25 protein-coding genes are annotated in these 15,692 nt (G+C 61.7%); 15 read left to right on the top strand and 10 right to left on the bottom strand.

The genetic code is table 11. From position 1 onward, the window contains the following. Positions 1 to 101: 101 nt before the first annotated feature. The 9 genes from ASD52_RS14190 to ASD52_RS14150 form a co-directional block, all read right to left on the bottom strand. Positions 102 to 878: a hypothetical protein gene (locus ASD52_RS14190; RefSeq protein ID WP_057224690.1), complete on the bottom strand. Its 777-nt coding sequence runs from the start codon at positions 876 to 878 to the stop codon at positions 102 to 104. Positions 879 to 1,090: 212 nt separating this feature from the next. Continuing rightward, positions 1,091 to 1,756 (bottom strand): transcription termination/antitermination protein NusG, encoded by a 666-nt coding sequence (locus ASD52_RS39990; protein WP_057224688.1) that lies wholly within the window; start codon positions 1,754 to 1,756, stop codon positions 1,091 to 1,093. Continuing rightward, positions 1,740 to 3,086, bottom strand: coding sequence for a helix-turn-helix domain-containing protein (locus tag ASD52_RS39325; protein WP_200954042.1), 1,347 nt, complete (start codon positions 3,084 to 3,086; stop codon positions 1,740 to 1,742). The genes ASD52_RS39990 and ASD52_RS39325 overlap by 17 nt, the downstream gene beginning before the upstream one ends. 40 nt (positions 3,087 to 3,126) lie before the next feature. After that, positions 3,127 to 5,454 (bottom strand): DNA cytosine methyltransferase, encoded by a 2,328-nt coding sequence (locus tag ASD52_RS14175; RefSeq protein ID WP_057224687.1) that lies wholly within the window; start codon positions 5,452 to 5,454, stop codon positions 3,127 to 3,129. Further along, positions 5,441 to 5,755: a hypothetical protein gene (locus tag ASD52_RS14170; RefSeq protein WP_057224686.1), complete on the bottom strand. Its 315-nt coding sequence runs from the start codon at positions 5,753 to 5,755 to the stop codon at positions 5,441 to 5,443. The genes ASD52_RS14175 and ASD52_RS14170 overlap by 14 nt, the downstream gene beginning before the upstream one ends. Continuing rightward, entirely contained in the window at positions 5,752 to 5,937 is a 186-nt protein-coding gene (locus ASD52_RS14165; RefSeq protein ID WP_057224685.1) for a hypothetical protein, read from the bottom strand. Before ASD52_RS14165 ends, ASD52_RS14170 begins: the two co-directional genes overlap by 4 nt. Further along, on the bottom strand, positions 5,934 to 7,499 hold the full coding sequence (locus ASD52_RS14160) for an MT-A70 family methyltransferase (RefSeq protein ID WP_057224678.1): 1,566 nt from the start codon (positions 7,497 to 7,499) through the stop codon (positions 5,934 to 5,936). Before ASD52_RS14160 ends, ASD52_RS14165 begins: the two co-directional genes overlap by 4 nt. After that, a complete protein-coding gene (locus ASD52_RS14155; protein ID WP_057224676.1) occupies positions 7,496 to 7,984 on the bottom strand; it encodes a hypothetical protein in 489 nt (162 codons plus the stop codon). Before ASD52_RS14155 ends, ASD52_RS14160 begins: the two co-directional genes overlap by 4 nt. Positions 7,985 to 8,200: 216 nt before the next feature. Then, positions 8,201 to 8,437, bottom strand: a complete 237-nt coding sequence (locus tag ASD52_RS14150) for a hypothetical protein (RefSeq protein WP_057224674.1) — start codon at positions 8,435 to 8,437, stop codon at positions 8,201 to 8,203. A 94-nt stretch (positions 8,438 to 8,531) separates the two neighbouring features. Between ASD52_RS14150 and ASD52_RS14145 the strand changes: the two genes are divergently transcribed. Further along, entirely contained in the window at positions 8,532 to 9,332 is an 801-nt protein-coding gene (locus tag ASD52_RS14145) for a LexA family transcriptional regulator (protein ID WP_025424605.1), read from the top strand. On the opposite strand, the gene ASD52_RS14140 is transcribed toward ASD52_RS14145, so the two are convergent. Continuing rightward, the gene (locus ASD52_RS14140) at positions 9,333 to 9,512 is read right to left on the bottom strand and encodes a hypothetical protein (RefSeq protein ID WP_025424606.1); all 180 of its coding nucleotides are present in this window, start codon (positions 9,510 to 9,512) and stop codon (positions 9,333 to 9,335) included. Between the two features lie 187 nt (positions 9,513 to 9,699). Here ASD52_RS14140 and ASD52_RS14135 point away from each other — a divergent pair, with 187 nt between their 5' ends. The 14 genes from ASD52_RS14135 to ASD52_RS39985 all read left to right on the top strand — a co-directional run bounded on the left by ASD52_RS14135 (position 9,700) and on the right by ASD52_RS39985 (position 15,588). Then, positions 9,700 to 9,912 (top strand): hypothetical protein, encoded by a 213-nt coding sequence (locus ASD52_RS14135; RefSeq protein WP_057224672.1) that lies wholly within the window; start codon positions 9,700 to 9,702, stop codon positions 9,910 to 9,912. A 78-nt stretch (positions 9,913 to 9,990) separates the two neighbouring features. Continuing rightward, positions 9,991 to 10,164 carry a hypothetical protein gene (locus ASD52_RS39320; RefSeq protein ID WP_200954041.1) on the top strand — a complete coding sequence of 58 codons (174 nt, stop codon included), beginning with the start codon at positions 9,991 to 9,993 and terminating at the stop codon, positions 10,162 to 10,164. Continuing rightward, a complete protein-coding gene (locus tag ASD52_RS14130; protein WP_057224670.1) occupies positions 10,164 to 10,439 on the top strand; it encodes a hypothetical protein in 276 nt (91 codons plus the stop codon). The genes ASD52_RS39320 and ASD52_RS14130 overlap by 1 nt, the downstream gene beginning before the upstream one ends. Continuing rightward, the gene (locus ASD52_RS14125; RefSeq protein ID WP_057224668.1) at positions 10,439 to 10,768 is read left to right on the top strand and encodes a hypothetical protein; all 330 of its coding nucleotides are present in this window, start codon (positions 10,439 to 10,441) and stop codon (positions 10,766 to 10,768) included. Before ASD52_RS14130 ends, ASD52_RS14125 begins: the two co-directional genes overlap by 1 nt. Beyond that, positions 10,765 to 11,301 carry a hypothetical protein gene (locus ASD52_RS39315; protein ID WP_063991840.1) on the top strand — a complete coding sequence of 179 codons (537 nt, stop codon included), beginning with the start codon at positions 10,765 to 10,767 and terminating at the stop codon, positions 11,299 to 11,301. The genes ASD52_RS14125 and ASD52_RS39315 overlap by 4 nt, the downstream gene beginning before the upstream one ends. Then, positions 11,294 to 11,791, top strand: a complete 498-nt coding sequence (locus ASD52_RS14115; protein WP_057224666.1) for a hypothetical protein — start codon at positions 11,294 to 11,296, stop codon at positions 11,789 to 11,791. The genes ASD52_RS39315 and ASD52_RS14115 overlap by 8 nt, the downstream gene beginning before the upstream one ends. Beyond that, positions 11,788 to 12,429 (top strand): hypothetical protein, encoded by a 642-nt coding sequence (locus ASD52_RS14110; protein ID WP_057224664.1) that lies wholly within the window; start codon positions 11,788 to 11,790, stop codon positions 12,427 to 12,429. The genes ASD52_RS14115 and ASD52_RS14110 overlap by 4 nt, the downstream gene beginning before the upstream one ends. Beyond that, complete coding sequence (locus ASD52_RS14105) at positions 12,419 to 12,784, top strand: hypothetical protein (RefSeq protein WP_057224662.1); 366 nt, start codon at positions 12,419 to 12,421, stop codon at positions 12,782 to 12,784. Before ASD52_RS14110 ends, ASD52_RS14105 begins: the two co-directional genes overlap by 11 nt. Next, the gene (locus ASD52_RS39310; RefSeq protein ID WP_200954040.1) at positions 12,742 to 13,281 is read left to right on the top strand and encodes a DUF3310 domain-containing protein; all 540 of its coding nucleotides are present in this window, start codon (positions 12,742 to 12,744) and stop codon (positions 13,279 to 13,281) included. Before ASD52_RS14105 ends, ASD52_RS39310 begins: the two co-directional genes overlap by 43 nt. Continuing rightward, a complete protein-coding gene (locus ASD52_RS39305; RefSeq protein WP_200954038.1) occupies positions 13,278 to 13,448 on the top strand; it encodes a hypothetical protein in 171 nt (56 codons plus the stop codon). The genes ASD52_RS39310 and ASD52_RS39305 overlap by 4 nt, the downstream gene beginning before the upstream one ends. Then, entirely contained in the window at positions 13,448 to 13,642 is a 195-nt protein-coding gene (locus ASD52_RS14095) for a hypothetical protein (RefSeq protein ID WP_057224660.1), read from the top strand. Before ASD52_RS39305 ends, ASD52_RS14095 begins: the two co-directional genes overlap by 1 nt. Beyond that, positions 13,635 to 14,813 (top strand): DNA polymerase III subunit beta, encoded by a 1,179-nt coding sequence (gene dnaN, locus ASD52_RS14090; RefSeq protein WP_057224658.1) that lies wholly within the window; start codon positions 13,635 to 13,637, stop codon positions 14,811 to 14,813. Before ASD52_RS14095 ends, dnaN begins: the two co-directional genes overlap by 8 nt. Beyond that, positions 14,810 to 15,067, top strand: a complete 258-nt coding sequence (locus ASD52_RS14085; RefSeq protein ID WP_057224656.1) for a hypothetical protein — start codon at positions 14,810 to 14,812, stop codon at positions 15,065 to 15,067. Before dnaN ends, ASD52_RS14085 begins: the two co-directional genes overlap by 4 nt. Continuing rightward, a complete protein-coding gene (locus ASD52_RS39985; protein WP_244497467.1) occupies positions 15,064 to 15,588 on the top strand; it encodes a hypothetical protein in 525 nt (174 codons plus the stop codon). The genes ASD52_RS14085 and ASD52_RS39985 overlap by 4 nt, the downstream gene beginning before the upstream one ends. The last annotated feature ends 104 nt before the right edge of the window (positions 15,589 to 15,692 follow it).

The following is a 15,692-nucleotide window of genomic DNA, read 5'->3' as shown; positions in this document are numbered from 1 at the left end:
GATCGGGGTTCGAACTACCTCGCGGGTCTTCGGATCGCTGGGAGGACCCGCGACCTGCCCGGTCGGGGTTCGATGCAGTTCGTCGCCGTCCGGATCGCCGGTCAGCGAGGCATTGACCATCCCGAAGCGGGAGCGGCCATGTCATTGCGGATGCGGTAGGCCCGCTGATCTTCAATGCCCGCAAGCAACCGTCGTTCGAAGTGCATGGGAAAGAGCATCTGTGCTCTCTCCTGGCTGATATCGTGGAACTGATATCGAGCCCGATACGTGACCGACGACAGGAAGATGAACACAGGCTCGATCGCGTTCTTTCCCTTCCGTCGCCAGATCCCGCGACGCAGTGAACTACCGGCCTGAGGTACGAAGTAGCGATGTCGGGACGGGCCAGCCCGCTTGCGAGACCGTGCTGTCTCCCACTGATGCGCATCAGGCGAAGCGAACAGCTGTGACAGGATGCTGGTGATCACACTGCCCGAGACATTGCCGTATGCATCGAGCTTCAAGCCGGACGCTGGCACCGCATACTCATTCGAGGCCATGATGCCACGCTGGATGAGCCATCGTTCGAAGGCCTTGCGTGGTCTAGTGCCACCTTCAACCTGCGGTATGAGGTAGTGGCTGCCGGCGCGATTGCTTTCCTTGAAGTAGATGCCTGCGACCAGGTCGCGCCGTGTGCTCGCCTTCAAGACCCGCAGACTGTTCAGGGTGTAGCGTGTCGGCCTATCGAAGATGATCGGCAAGATCATGCGATGGTAGTCACGCAGATCCTCGACGGTATCGTTCAAAGCCTGCGCCGTCGCGAACGGGATCTGGCGCTTGTAGATGTCCTCTAGGCCGCGCGTCCATTCCGCGATGTTGCTCTGGAATTGAAAGTCCATATCTCTTGATATGAAAAAGGCGACCTCTCGGCCGCCTGTCGTCTGGTCAAAGCTTGCGCACCGGCCCTGAATCGGTGCCTCGAATGTGAGGCGCTCAGGGCGGGGTCCGACCGGTAAGCAGCCCGGAGGTTCTACCTCCTACGCCAACGGTCAAAGCCGGTGACTTGATGGGCTCACGCAGGGATCTCGGATCGTCCGCAGGCATGTTGTAGTCATAACTTCTCGATCTGCGCAATATCCAATTCGATCGGCGTTGCCCGCCCGAAGATGCTGGCTTCGACCGTGATGCGATAGGGTTGCTTCTCGTCGACCGAGGTCACGACACCGGGAAACGAAGCGAAAGGACCGTCCGAGATCCGAACGTTCTCGCCCTTCGAAAACGTCACCGTGATGTCGCGGTGATCATACTGGCCGGCCTCTGCTTTCTCCTTGAAAGCATCCACTTCTTGGACAGGGACTCGATAAGGTTTCTCCGGCTTTCCTACCACCCAAAGCACGTGGTCGACATGTCTCAAACCGGCCATTGCAGCGGCGCTGTAGACGCAGTGAACTAGCACGTATCCCGGCATCGCTGGCAGCTCCGGAATGTCCCTCATACGGCCACGCTTGAGCACGCGCTTGCCTTTTCGCATCGGCAAAAGAGCATCGACACCTGCGTCCTGCAGCTCTTTTTCCACAAGCTTCTCGCGCCCGGTGACCGTCTGGATGACGAACCACGATGCATTACCCGGCTGATTCGCTGCCGCCATGGTCAGCATGTTCGCCCGAATCGAGCGCATGCCGTCCTTCGCCCATGCCTTCGCCATCCTCACCGGATCAATGCGCGGATCGTTCATGATGACCGGAACACCCTGATAAACCTTACGCTGCATGATCATTGCTCCGCTCCTCTGCGATGGCCGCACGTGCGGCAACTTCAAATTCGTCGAGACCTTCCGGCCCGCCTTTTGGGAAATAGACGACGCGCATCGAGCCGGGATCGGGCACGAAGGGCCAGTTCATGGCCGCGTGGTGATCGCGCCAGCGCTCGTACACGGCCGAGCCGACAGGCACCGCCTCACACAGCTCGGAGAACACTGCGCAGGCTGCACCGGCCTTCTCGGAGCCACGCTCGGCCGCCAGGGCGTTCAAGCGGTTCGTTTCGGGATATCCAGCCTCCAGGACGCGACGGCGATACTCGGCATCCTCGTAGCCATCCGGGAACACGAGATCCTGCCCGTCGAAGCTTATGCCCTTGCGAGCGAGGTAGGATTGCGCTCGCGCCTCACTTGAGCGCCTTATGGTTTCGAACATGCTACGCGCAGCCTGACGGGTATCTGCAGGCATGCCAACGTCCACAGGTCCGGACAAAAGCGGCAGCATCCTAAGCCCTGCCCAAACTGGCCCGAACGGCGCAACGGAAACTGTCTCCACCTTTGTCGCCGCTTTGACGGCCTTCGGAGCAATTGCGTCGACGAGGTCAAACCGCTTATCGCGAAGATAGACGCCGAGTGGTGGTGCAGCGACATCGCCCTTTCGCTTTCCGCTCGTGATCTTCGGGCAAGCCGCGAGGAAGGCATCACGCCTATCTTCTGCGCGGTGGCGCTCCTCCGGCGTCAGAGCAACGAAGTGGCGAAAGCCCCAGTCGCCACCAGAGGAAAGCACGTTCGGCCATGGGTTTCCGTTCCTGCCGATCTCAAGTGTGCGATAGCGCTTCCGCAGCTCCACAGGGGAATCTTCCCCATTCTGATCCTCGCGCACGCCCTCTCTCTGATTCTGATAATCAGTATTTGCTGAATCTAAGTTATTACTATGTGCCGATTTTACCGGCGACGGCGAAACCGGCGACGGCGAAACCGGCGACGGCATTTCAGTCTGCGGTAGAAATGCAACACTTTCGCCAGAAGCCATATTTTCCGGCATGTTGCGGGGTTCGTCGAAGATCACCAGAACTGAAGATCCGAACTTCCCATCGTCCCGCTGCTGCTCGCGCTCGGCATAGCCAAACTCGACCAGCTCGGCGATCATCTTGCGCGCTTTATCGCGCCCGCAGCTGCCTTTCTTGATGATGTCGCCAATGACGACAGTCCAGTTGTCGGGCTTTGAAAGCAGGTAGCCGAGCAGCCACCTAGCCTCCATGGTTAGCCGCGCGTCTTCAAACACATGGTTCGGTATTGCCGCATACCGCGCATTTCGCACGCCACGGCGAATGGTCGCCTCCTGGCTCATTCCGCCGCCTCCAGATTTATGAATGTAATGATGAAAAGGGTCATGCCGCCGCCTTCTGCACGGCGAGGTGCCCGCAATTGGCCGCGACCAGGGCGCAGGCGACGGGCGGCGACACGGAGTTGCCAACGCAGGAGACCTGCACCGACTTGGAGAACTCGCGCCATACCGGCCCGGAGCCGTCCGCCTGGTAGTCGTGGGCGCCGTCGATGATGTAATCCGGCGGGAAGCCCTGAGCATTGTAGAGTTCCCGCGGCGTCAGCATGCGCATACCGATGTCGACGATGACGAAGGTGACGCCGGAGATCTCGACCGTGACAAACTCGCGATCGTCCCAGAAGCCGTGCGCCCGCATGAAGTTAGCGACCTCGCGAGCCCGCTCAGCCTGCTCTGGAGTGAAGGGTGGCACAGTGACGGTCGCCTCCACATGGCCGTGGCGGTCTTTCGTCGTGATCGTTCGCGTCGGCTCCGTTTCGGGCTGCCCATCGCCTGTGCCGTAGTAGGCCTGCATGTACGGCGTCACCATCGCCGCATGATTTCCGCCCGCTGTCACGGTCTTGATAGGCTTGTGGCAATCACCTTCTCCGCCCGCCGTGTTCGACGTGTACAGATGCGAGAGATACGGCGTGACGAGCTGCGACTTCCCGTCGCCACCAGGCATTACCGTGGCATTCGGTCGATCAACGCCGTGGCCCGTGGAGTTTCCGAACTGCCGCGCCACGAAAGCGGACACGACGCCCTGTTGGCTTCCGCTCTGCGTTGCGGTCGACATCGGCGCGTCCGCCGGTCGCCCGGGGTTTACGCCGCCGGTGCGACGGCTGTCGTTGTTGTGCTGCGCCATGAAGGCGATGGCAACGCAACCGTCGGCCTTGGCCGTGCTGGTCGCTGTCGGCTCATCCACGCCACGCGGGCGGCTCTGCCCTGCCCTGCCGCCGCAGCCGATCAGCGTCGGCACGATGACGGCGTTCTGATCCTTGCTGCTGGCGGTGATCGTGTGGTGCGGATCTTCGACCGAGCGAACGGAGCCGCCCTGCTGCGCCGCAGTGAGGACAGGCGCAACCAGCGTCAGCCCAGCGCCGCCGGCCGTGATCGTATGCGTCGGCTCGTCAGCGCCGTTGAACGGCTTGCCAGCATTGCGCATCGTCATCAGGTGCGGAGAGATGACGCCAAGAGGCGCAGCGCCGCCCGGCCGCTTGATGAAGCTGTTGGCAGTCACCGTCGATAGCGGCTCGCGCGCGTCCTGCCCCGTTGCGCCAGTGTTGAAGCGGATGACCGATGGCGCAATAAGGGCATGGCGGTTTTCCGTCGGGATCGTCGCAAGCGGATCGTCCAGCTCCGATGTGCGCTCTGAACGCCCGTCCGTGTGGCTGCAATAGGAGGCGACGTAGGGTGACACGACAGCCTTCTCGCCGCGATGCGCGCCCGTGATCGTGTTGAATGGTTGGTCCGCCGATTCAAGTCGGCCGCCATGCGTCAGGTTGACGAGGAATGGCCGCTCCGCATCGAGCACATAGCGCTTCATGCCACGCGCCACGCGCGCCATCGTTGCGTCCGCCAGTGGTCGCACGGCGCGAAGCTGATGTTTCGCCCAGATCTGAGGCGAGGTATCGAAGATCGACGGGCAGGCGAGCGACCAGTCGATGCATTCCGCCGCGGTGCGCCATGGCAGTTTCTTGCCATCGACAACATCGGGGTCAGCCGGCTTGCCGTGCGTCGGCTCCGGCCAGACAATCGGTTTACCGTCGAACCGGATGATCACGAACAGCCGCTTGCGGATGGTCGGTGCACCATAGTCGCAGGCACGCAGCTCGCGAAACTCGATCTTCCCGCCGAGGCGACGGAGCTTCTTGCACCACTTTTCGAAGAGTTGACCCCGGCGATCCGGATCAGGCATCAGGCCGCGATCAGTCTCGATCAGCGGGCCATAATCTTTGAACTCCTCGACGTTCTCCATGATGATCACGTCGACCTTGCCGCCGCTCTTCTGGATGCGCTCGACCCAGCCAGGTATGATCCAGCACAGGTCGCGGATGTTGCGCTCCACCGGCTTGCCGCCCTTGGCCTTGGAGAAGTGCTTGCAGTCGGGCGAGAACCACGCGAGCCCGATATGCTTGCCGCGCAGATGGTCGAGCGGGTCGATCTGGTAGACGTTCTCCGAGATATGATTGGTCTCGGGATGGTTAGCAGCGTGCAGCGCCAGCGCATCGGCATTGTGGTTGATGGCGATATCAGGCGAGCGGCCAAGCGCCATTTCGATGCCGGTCGAGGCACCGCCGCCGCCCGCGAAACTGTCGACGATCATGGGAACGTCGGTCCAGCCGGCAGAAATCGCAGCCGCGCTGGTCTCGCCAAATAGGTCAGTCCGGAACATGCGCAGCCTCCAAGGTTGCCGCCACGCCAGCAACGGCGAGCAGTTCGATGCGAGCGGTCTCGCGTGAGTGGGTGATTTCAGGCCGCAGCGACCCGTCGGGCCGCCGTACGGCGCAGCAGGCCGCGACCTCGACGGCGAGGTAGTTCAATGCCGTGCGCATGCCCGCCCGCAAAAGCGCCGGGCGGATCATCACCTGGTCGCGATAGAGGACGGATTGCGGCACAGTCAGCAGCCACCGGGCGCGTTCGGCGTCGTCGGTCGCGTTGTAGAGTTCCTCGACGATCGGAGAGAGCGCGGTCATTGCGACCACCGCGCATCGAGCCGATGGATCATGGCTACGACATCGTCGGCCGACTTGCCGCGTGTGAATCTCGGATCATAGGCGAAGCTGGCATTGGCAACCGCCTCGCGTACCGCCTTGGGCAAGGCGTCGAAATCGCGCATAACCTCGACTGGAGAGCGACGGTCGAGGATGTTGATCACTCGCGCCCCTCCCCGGCCTCGTATCCCCAAGCGGTCCAGCCGGGACGCGGATTGCGGCAGAACATTTCCAGCCGATGCATATCCGGATAAAGCCGCTCGATGGTCTCGGCGTAGAAATCGGGCTTGGCGCTGTGGTCGCCCTTGCGCTCAATGTGAACAGTCTGCGGCTGCGTGCCCGGCAATGGCGCCGCCGGGTTGCCCCGCCTGCCGATCAGCAGCAGCTCGTGGCGGTCGCGGCCCCAATAGCCCGTTCCAGCGACTTCCTTGTCCCAGATCCAATGATGAACGTAGGCAAAACCCCATGCCTCCATGACGCGCAGCGCGTCGGGCAGCATCGGGTTCGTCGCCCAGAGGAAGAGGACTGCGTCATCCTTCGCCGGCGCGCCGATCTCGCCAAACAGGCGGCAAATCGCATCAGTATCCATCGTCGGATAGTGGTTTTCGGCGCTCTTCTCGCGCCCGGTCACTTCCGAATGCACGCCGAACTTCCACGGCGGATCGGCATAGATGACCGGGAATTTCTGACCTACCCGCCCCGCCGTTTCGGCTCCGGTCTGCGCCACATGCGCCATATGGGCAAGCCGCACCTGGTGCCGCTTCTCGGCGTCAACCCGGCGGATTTCTTTGGACTGCGCGATGATGTCCTTCTTCTCACGCCGGAGAATGTCCTGCTGCGCCTCGTGCTCCAGACGGGTCAGCGCCTCGCCGGTATGCACCGAGATCTTGCCGTCGCGGATCGCCGCCGAAAGCTCCTTGATGCCATGGGTATCGATGCGACGCGCAGCGATGACGGCCCGCTCCGACACGGAAAGCATCCGCGCCGCATCGCGGGTCGGCAAATTTGCTGACCCTGTCGTGTGCTGGTTTACGCCACGCTTCCAGATGACGATCTTCGCCGCCACCATTGCGCGCTGGCTCTCGCTCAGGTGCCGACGGCGCAGGTTGAGCGAGAGCACGAACCCGAGCGGGTCGTCACCCTCGTATTCCTTCGTCCAGGCGTCGATGCCGATGAGATGGCAGGCCGCTTCGCGGTTGCGCCCGTCGATGATCGAGCCGTCAAGCAGCCACACCGGCTGTTGCTGGCCGTGCTCGGCGATATCGTCCGCCAGCTCACGCAGCTCGTCGTCGGGTATCATCGGGAACAGCGCCGCCAGCGGATGATGCGGTAGCCGCGTCAGTGCCGGCGGTCTGGCCGGAGCCGCGAAATGCTTGCAGGGAGGCGACGTCCACATGACGTCGATGCCGCCGCCATCGATGCCGATCGGTGCGATATCGGACGCCTGCGTATGGTTGGCCGCGTGAAGCTCAAGCGCCCCGCCCCAATGATTGACGAGGTCCACGCCGATTGCCGGACGCTCGTGACCGGCAAGCTCATAAGCTCTATCGGTCGGATACCAGAGCCACGCGTCGGACGCATCCCGCTTGAGTAGCTGACGGCCATTCAGGCTGCGGCAGGCGCGCTGATCCCCAAGGTTCTGAGAACGAAAGCTTCCCGCCGACAAAGCTTGCTCAATGACTGCCTGACCGTTCGGCCCGATGTTCTTTGGAAGGCTACCCGTCATGGCGCATCCTCCAGGCGGGCAAGCACGTCGGTCGCGGCGCGGATCAGTTCGCGCAACTCGGTGCCAAGCTGACGACGCTCAAGCGCATCGATCCGGCCATCCTCGAATGCCTTCAAAAGCGCCTTGGAGACGTCCATCGCTTCGGACAGCACCAGATGCGCATCCCGCTCGGACAGAGCCGAACCTTTCGAGGCTGCAGTGGCCAAAGGCTCCAACCTGAACCCGAGGTGGCGGGCCATCTCCGACGTGATGATCGGAGATCCGGCACGCATGTCCGCCTCAAGCGCGATGTCGATGGGGATCATCGTTTCGATGTATTCGTCACGCCCGTCATCCCGCCGGTCACCGCGCGAGGCGTATTTGACCAGCGTCGAGACGCCGACGCGCGTCAGGAGCGCGAAGGAAGTCACGCCGCCGCCGAGGCGGTAGCAGGCATCGACAATGCCCTTGAGGGAGACAATGGTTTCGTCGGAAATCAGGCGCACAAAAACACCCCGCAGAAAGCAAGGAAAAGAAAATCGGAAAGGATTCCATGAACCGCGCGGCGGCCGCGCGTAGGGTCAGCCCATCAGATCACGGGGGACCACATGGATAGGCAGATGGAAAAACAGAGACAGGGACGCGCCGCAGGGCGACGCGTCCCTGCCAGGAGGCAAGGCCAGGGAGAGGGAGGAGGCTCAGGCCTTGCTTTGGGAACATCGTCATTCGGCCGCCTCAATCGAGGCGCCGAGAAAATCACCTATGTCGAGATCCACGGCATCACGCTTCGCGACAGCGATAAGCGCGGGCCAATGGCCCTGAGGTATCCTGCCCCGGTCCTGCCAGCCCTGCACGGTCGAAACAGGAAAGAGCTTCTCGTCGGTCGACAGTGCTTTCGCCGTTTTAGTGAGGCCGCCGAACTTCGAGATAACGATATCAGCCGGATTGGATGCAGACACGGTTCATTCCTCAAGTTGGACAAGCAAGTCATACGCAGAGTGCGTAAACATGTCAACGTGGAATGCGTAAACGTGTTTCGCGTAAAGGTGTGATATGAGCGACACCAGCGAAAACATCTCAAATCAGTGGCGGAAGCTTCGCGAGCGCGCCGGTATGTCCATGGACGAGCTAGCTCGGGAAATGGGTTACAGCCGCGCATCCAGCATCCAGAGATACGAGAACCCGGACGAATATAGGAAGCCTTCGATCAGCACCGAGTTAGCCGGAAAGCTGTTGAAAGCCCTCAAAGGCCGCGGGAACCCGCCGATAGAGCCAAAGGACGTCTGGGCACTCACGCGCCTCCCTAGCTCTTTCGTGTCAAGTTTCGACCCCGACAGCGAGGAAGTCGACGGCGCCGAAGGCGACCTTAGTTACAGCCGCGAGCACTGGCACCCGAGCGTTGATGGCGCGGTCCCAGAGGTCGACGTAAAACTCGGTGCTGGCTTCGGTTCGGTCGGCGAGGTGATCAATCTTCCAGTCGGCCGCGAGACCGTCGCCGGACATCGCGTCGTCGCTGAATGGCTTATCCCTGAGAGCTACCTGCGCAATGAAGCCAAGGTATCGCCCGGCTTCACGCTCATCATGGAGATCGTCGGAGACTCCATGATGCCGACGTATCTTCCAGGGGATCGCGTTATCGTCGACCTGGCGCAGAATTCGATGCTGACTGATACGGTCTACGCAATCAGTGACGGACAAACCGAACCTCAAATCAAGAGGTTGCAGCGGGTCCCATTTAGCGATCCGCCGCAGGTGCGCATTATCTCTGACAATCCCGCTCTAGAGACGTTCACGGTTGAGTTGGAGCGTCTGACGATTATCGGCCGGGTCTGCGGCCACATCGCCCGTAGATAGTTATCGGGAAACCCGAGTCACTGAAAACTCAAAGCGCCGACTGACCTCCAGCGCGCCATCGAGCACCCACCTATCGTCGCCCTCGCCGGTCACCTGATCAGCGGGGGCTTCTCTCGTTTCGCGCCCAATTTCTGGTGAGCGAACCACAACACGCTGAACGTCTTCGGTGTCGTTGATCATACCGTTGCCTCCGCTACGCAAGAACATACCGCGAACAAAAACACGGAACCCGTCAACGTGTCGAGTCGATTCTTAACGGGCGTTATCAATTCCTTGATTTACGCACTTTTCGTAAACCCACTTGCAATTTACGCATCATGCGTATAACGATGTCCCTCGTACGCAGTTTGCAGATGAGGAGACACCAATGCAAAACCCGCTCGGAAATACCCCGGAACAGATCACCCATTCCATGGCCGACGCCATGCGCCTGCTCGGCGAGAGCTGCACGGAATTCGCGCTGAAGCTCAAAGGTTTCACCCAGCAGCAGATCATCAAATACGGCGACGCCGCCCGCGAACTCGCCTTCGAGCAGTCCGCCCGACACATCCGCGTGCGCATCGCCAGCCGCGCCGCTTGAGGCCGAACGCTTTCGGCGTCGGCCTTTGGGCCGACATCGAAGGTGTTCCCTTCCCGTCCCCAATCGGAGCCTCTGGTCATGAATGAGCATTACACCGGCTATCACAAGGCACGGCTCCAGGCCTGCCCGAGCCGCTTTTTCCTCGCCTGCGTCATCCTCATCTTGTGCATGGCGATGATCGGTTCCGCCGCGCTGGCCGGCGGCACTGCCTTCAAGAAAGAATGGCAGTTTGCGTCGGAGGCTCGCGTCTGATGACCGCAACCGTCCTTCGTTTCCCCACCCCTGCAGCGCCCACGCCGCGCGCCCTGCCGTCGTCGAGCGCGTCTTTCGTGCTGCGCCAAATGATGAGCGTCAAGCTGACGAAGCCAGAGCAACTCGCCCTCGTCGACTGCCTGGTGCACCCGCACCGAACGCACCTCGAAATCGCAGAGCGCCACGGCATCGACCGAGCGCACCTGCAGGATCTCTATTTCGACCTTTTCACCATTCCCGAGCGCGCGAGAGCCGCGCAGGACAGGAGCAAGTAATGGGCCACAAATACCCTCACTCTGGCACGATCCCGGCCGAGCCGATCGTGCACCGCCTCTGGGAACGGGGCGAGACCGCCCGCGAGCTGGCGGTCCGCTTCGGCGTGCCCCTGCCGAGCATGATGCGCTACCTGCGCCTTCGCATGCACAAGTGGGAAGAAAGCCAGCGCCGCGCGCCTGCACCTGACACCCGCAAGATCATCCACACCGTCCGCAGCTTCGAGCGCAGTGCCTACCACGTCATGCACGTATCACTGCCCCGGATCTCGATGCACGTGCAGGCGATCGAGGAGAATCGGAAGAGCGCTGATTGGAGGGTGGCGGCATGAGCATCACCCTCTGGAAACCCGAACCCGACGTCATTCTGCACCAGGCGCTCGGTAAGTGCGCCGAGGAGTGCGCCGAGCTTTCGCAGGTGCTGGCTCGCTGCCTGATCCAAGGCTTCCATGAAGCCGAGCCGGTCACGCACAAGCTCAACCGGACCCACCTCTTTGAGGAGGTGGCCGATATCATGGCCGCACTGCGGTGGCTTTTCGATGTGCTCGACGAACCATTCAAAGGAGAATCCGAGCGCGAGCGCCGCAAATTCGATGGCTTCAAGCATTGGCAGGCGATGCTTAAGGCCGACGAAAGCGCTCCGCAACAGGGTGGTCAGGATGCCTACAAATGCCCGATCTGCGCGGAGCCGTTCAAGGATGACGACCTGTGCGCGACGGATATCACCGAGGGCACATGTCACGCCGCATGCCTGGAAGGTTCCCCAGTCGTCGACCTTGAGACCGGAGAGCCAACGGACGGCCCGATTTCGACGTTCCGAGACGTAGATACCGACGACATTGCGGAGGGCCGCGCCAATGGCTGAAAAGTTCATTGAGTGGATCGGCGGCCCCATGCCGGTCAAAGACGGGACGCCCCTCGTCACCCGCCATCGCCACGGCAAGGGCGACAAGCACAGCCTCGCCGGTGAAGGCTACGCCACCAGGTGGAGCCACACAGGCGAAGTCGACGACATCGTTGCCTATCGGCTCGACAAGCAGATGCCGACGGTAGCAACCAGCGTCACCGCCCGCGAAGAACCTGTGCTGCTGGCGCTCGCCGAGTACGACGAAGACTACGGCATCTACCTCAAGACGATCGCCATCGACGCAGGCATTGACTTTGCCGCGGCGCGGCGCGCAGTCCGCGCTCTCGCTCGCAAGGGCCTTGCCAAACTGCTGCGCGGCTTGATGTCGGAGGATGACGGACTGTTGCGCGGCTCCGGCTACCAGCTGACGCGTGAAGGTCGCGCTTTGGCTGCGAAGATCCGGGCCGACGACGCCGCTCCCGCCGCTGCATTGGAGGGCTCGAAATGAGAAAGCCCAAGCAAACTCATAGCTTCGCAAACCTCGGGGCTGCGCCGATAAAGCAGGGCCGCCCACCTCATGCAGACGACGCCGCCGTTGATAGCTTTTTCTACGAGATGAAGGAGAAGCTTGCGAAGAAACGCGATGAAGGTCGCGGCGGATGGGAGAACAAGGCCGAATGCTCGGAAGTGTTCCTTTCGCAGCTCCTGCGCGAACACGTCGAGAAGGGCGACCCGATCGACGTCGCGAACTTCTGCATGATGCTCTCCCAGCGCGGCGAACGCATCAGCCCAGCGCCGCAGACGAATGTGGTGGCGTGCCCCTGCACCACGTTCGAGCAGAGCGAGAATTGCCCCGTTGGTTATCCCTCCATGATTTGCAGCGCCTGTGACGGCAGGGGCATTGCTCCCGTCGATAAGGTTGTCGCCCTCGCGGCTGAGATGATGAAGGTCGCCGAGCAGGTCGATGAACTGGAAGATCCGTTCGCCGCGTGGGAGACCATCGACCTCGTCCATAGCCAGAACGACCAGTTTCGGAAGGCGTTGAAGTGGATCGTTGATCACCCGGCAGAGAGCAATGCCGTCGTTTGGGACGTTGCTAGCAACGTGCTGGACGCCAACGCGGAGGCCAGCGGCGATGGACGCTAAGCAGCTCCACATCTTGCAGCACTCCCTTGGTCTCGACGAGTACGGGCGAGGCACCTTCTACCGAAACCATTTTGTGACCGGCGGAGGCAGCAAGGATCACGCCGATTGCATGGCGCTGGTGAAAGCCGGCTTCATGACGGTGCGGTCCGGGAATGCCCTGAGCGGCGGGGATGATGTCTTTCGGGTAACCGACACCGGCAAAGCAGCCATTACTGAACACAGCCCGAAGCCGCCAAAGCTCACCCGCTCGCAGCAGGCCTATCAGGACTGGCTGAGTTACGACGGCTCCATGTCCTTCATCGAGTACGCGAAATGGAAATCGCGTCGGCGCGCCGTGGAGGCTGGACGGATATGAGTAGGTTATTCGGAACCGACTTCATCACGCAGAAGTATCTGCGCCGATTTCCGAACAGCGAGCGCACCCGGTCATGGGCTGGTGTCTTGGTCCACATCGAGACCGAAAACGGCGTTTGGCGCACTGGCGGCTCCGGCTACACCTGGGCTGGAAAGCCGGATGCGTGGATCCTGTCGTTCGAGGACGCGGTCAAGAAGATCGACCACTGCGGACCGGAGAAGATGGGAAAGCTCCTGCGCGCTTCGCTGCCCCCACCCCAGCCGAGGGAGGCAGCCAATGCTGATGCGGTCAATCATCCCGCTCACTACGGTGGCGCCGATAACCCCTATGAAGCCATCAAGGTTATCGAGGCATGGAACCTTGGCTTCAACCTGGGAAACACCGTCAAATACATCTCGCGAGCCGGCAAGAAAGACGCCCTTCCTCAGGAGCTCAAAAAGGCACGCTGGTATCTCGACCGCGAAATCTCGAACTTGGAGAAAGAGGCCCAACGATGAGCGCCTCCGACCTCCAGCCTTTCCGCGTTCACTTCCACGATCCGGACCTCGCACCCATCGACATTGACGCCCTTTGCGCCGCCGACGCTCGTGAGATCGCCATCGAGCGCCGTGGCGTTTCGCCCGGTGCCATCCGAAAAACCAAACTCATCAGGGAGACAAGCTAATGGCCGTATTCCGCCCCGAATTCGAGCGCTCCGACGTGGAGCGCATCTATCGAGCCATAGCCGATAGAGAGCCAACGATGGAGCTGCTCCAGCTCGTCTACGACACATTCGGTGAGACGTGTGATCTACGCCCCCCCGTCAACGAGCTGCGGCTGGCCGGCCTCTGCGAGACTGGAGTGCGCGCCCGTGGCTGACGTCTGGTTCACCATCCACCGCTCCAATCTCCACCAGGCGTTTGCACGCGTGATGGGGGCGATCGAAGTGCGCAACACCATCCCGATACTGTCGCATGTCCTGCTGGAGCCGACCGGCGATAGCATTCTGCTGCGCGGCTCAAACCTCGACCTGCAGATTGACGCGGAATGCGAGGCGATCTCGATCGTCGAGCCTATCCCGTTCACCATCCCGGCAGCGCGGTTTAAGGATATTCTGGCGACACTGCCGGAAAGCGCCGAGATCAGCTTTGGCCCCGGACGGAGCAAGGACAGTATCACGATCTCGACCGGCCATTCCCGGCTGTCGGTTCCGTTCCTGCCTGCGCATGATTTCCCGGTCATCCCAACAAAGGCCGCGCTTAGCTGGACACCGATATCCGGCAAGCCCTTGGCCGATGCCATCGAGAAGGCATCCTTCGCCCTGAATAAGAATGACGATCGCGTCTATCTCACAGGCTATTGCCTGCACGGGGAGAAGGGCGGCGATGGCCTCGTTGTGGCAACGACCGATGGATTGAGCCTCGCCAAGGTCACGGCCGCAACGGGCGGATGCCCTGCATTTCCTGCGGTCGGTGTAACCTTCCCGCACATCATCGTGCCGCCGCGCGCCGCCGACAGCATTCGCAAGCTGCTTGAGGGCGCAGTACAGGGCGCATCGATTGCAGCCACCGACGCGATCCTCGCCGTGCGCTTCGATGGCGTGACGATTACGTCAAAGCTGATCGACGGCAAGTATCCCGAGTATGATCGGGTCATCCCCGCCCCCGCAGGCGCAACCATCGGCGTCAAGCTCGACGCCCTGTCGTCGTCGATCAGACGCGTCTGCGTGATGATCGACGACGCTTCGCGGGATGCCCTCTTCATCCGCACGCTCGACGGACTGGTGAACGTCGACCTGGTCGGCCGGGATGGCGGCGCAGCGCATGATGCGTTCTCTGGCGAGATCGATGCGCCGGAAGACCTTGAGATCAGCCTGAACGGCGAGCAGCTCAAGAAGATGCTGGCGAGCATCGACAGCTCCGACATCGTCATCCACACCACGGCAGACGGCGCTCGCATCATTGTGCGCCCCGTCGGCATTCCTGGCGAGACGTACCTGCTCAGCACCATGAAGCCGCGCTTCTCCGCAGCAGCGGAGCAGGCGGCATGACGACACGCGATATGAAACGCCGCATGCAGGCCTACCGCAAAGGCGTGTCCGACATGCGCGAGCGCGCCATCGCCGCCGCCAGCCAGGCGCTCAACGGCATCGAATGCGAGTGCGGCAGTACCGACCCTGAGACCGGGACGCACGAATGCAGCCTCATGGTCCGGGGCCAAGACTGCCTTTGCAGCGAGCGCGCCGAGGAGGCCGAGGCCATCGTCGAGCGCATCCGGCAGATCACTATCGAGGTCGATCGATGAACTTGGATGTTGCCAAATCGGACTATCAGAAAGTCTGCGAGCTGCTGGACCTCGCCAGCCCGGAATGGTGCGAATCCTATGACACCAAGAACCAGCGTGCCGAGATCTGCACCAAGGATGCGCGGACCGGTGAGGTGATGCCCATCGCTCACATCCTTCCCGATTGCGGCTATGACGATCGCCGGCTGATGATGCGCAGCCCGACCTACATGCGATCGCTCGTCTTCCTGTTGCGCCACGCCTTCACCGAGATCCGCGACCTTCGCCAGCAGCTCGCCGCTCGCCAACCCGAGGCAAAGAAGTTCGCCGCGGAATGCGCCATGAAGTGCGAGGAGCCGGCCTTCCTGAAATTCCTTGAGGAACGCCACGGCCTTGAGCGCCCGCTGACCAAGGATCGCGCCGCCACAAAGGTGCGCTCGATCCTGAGTATTTCATCTCGCAGGCAACTCGATGAGGAACCGGCAGCCGCAGAACGCTGGAAGCACCTGCGACGGGACTTTGATGCATGGAGGCGGAGCTAATGATAGCGCAATCCGACGGCCCGCTCGGTAAAATCTACACGCTCGATGAGGCCTGCGCGTACCTGCGGATGACCGTCCGCGCGGTCACCAAGGTTGCCAAGCGA

Origin of the sequence: Ensifer sp. Root142 (assembly GCF_001426785.1) — a bacterium.
Taxonomy (GTDB): Bacteria; Pseudomonadota; Alphaproteobacteria; order Rhizobiales; family Rhizobiaceae; genus Ensifer; species Ensifer canadensis.
The sequence above is the reverse complement of the archived record's forward strand: the minus strand, read 5'-3'. Positions and strand labels throughout refer to the sequence as shown.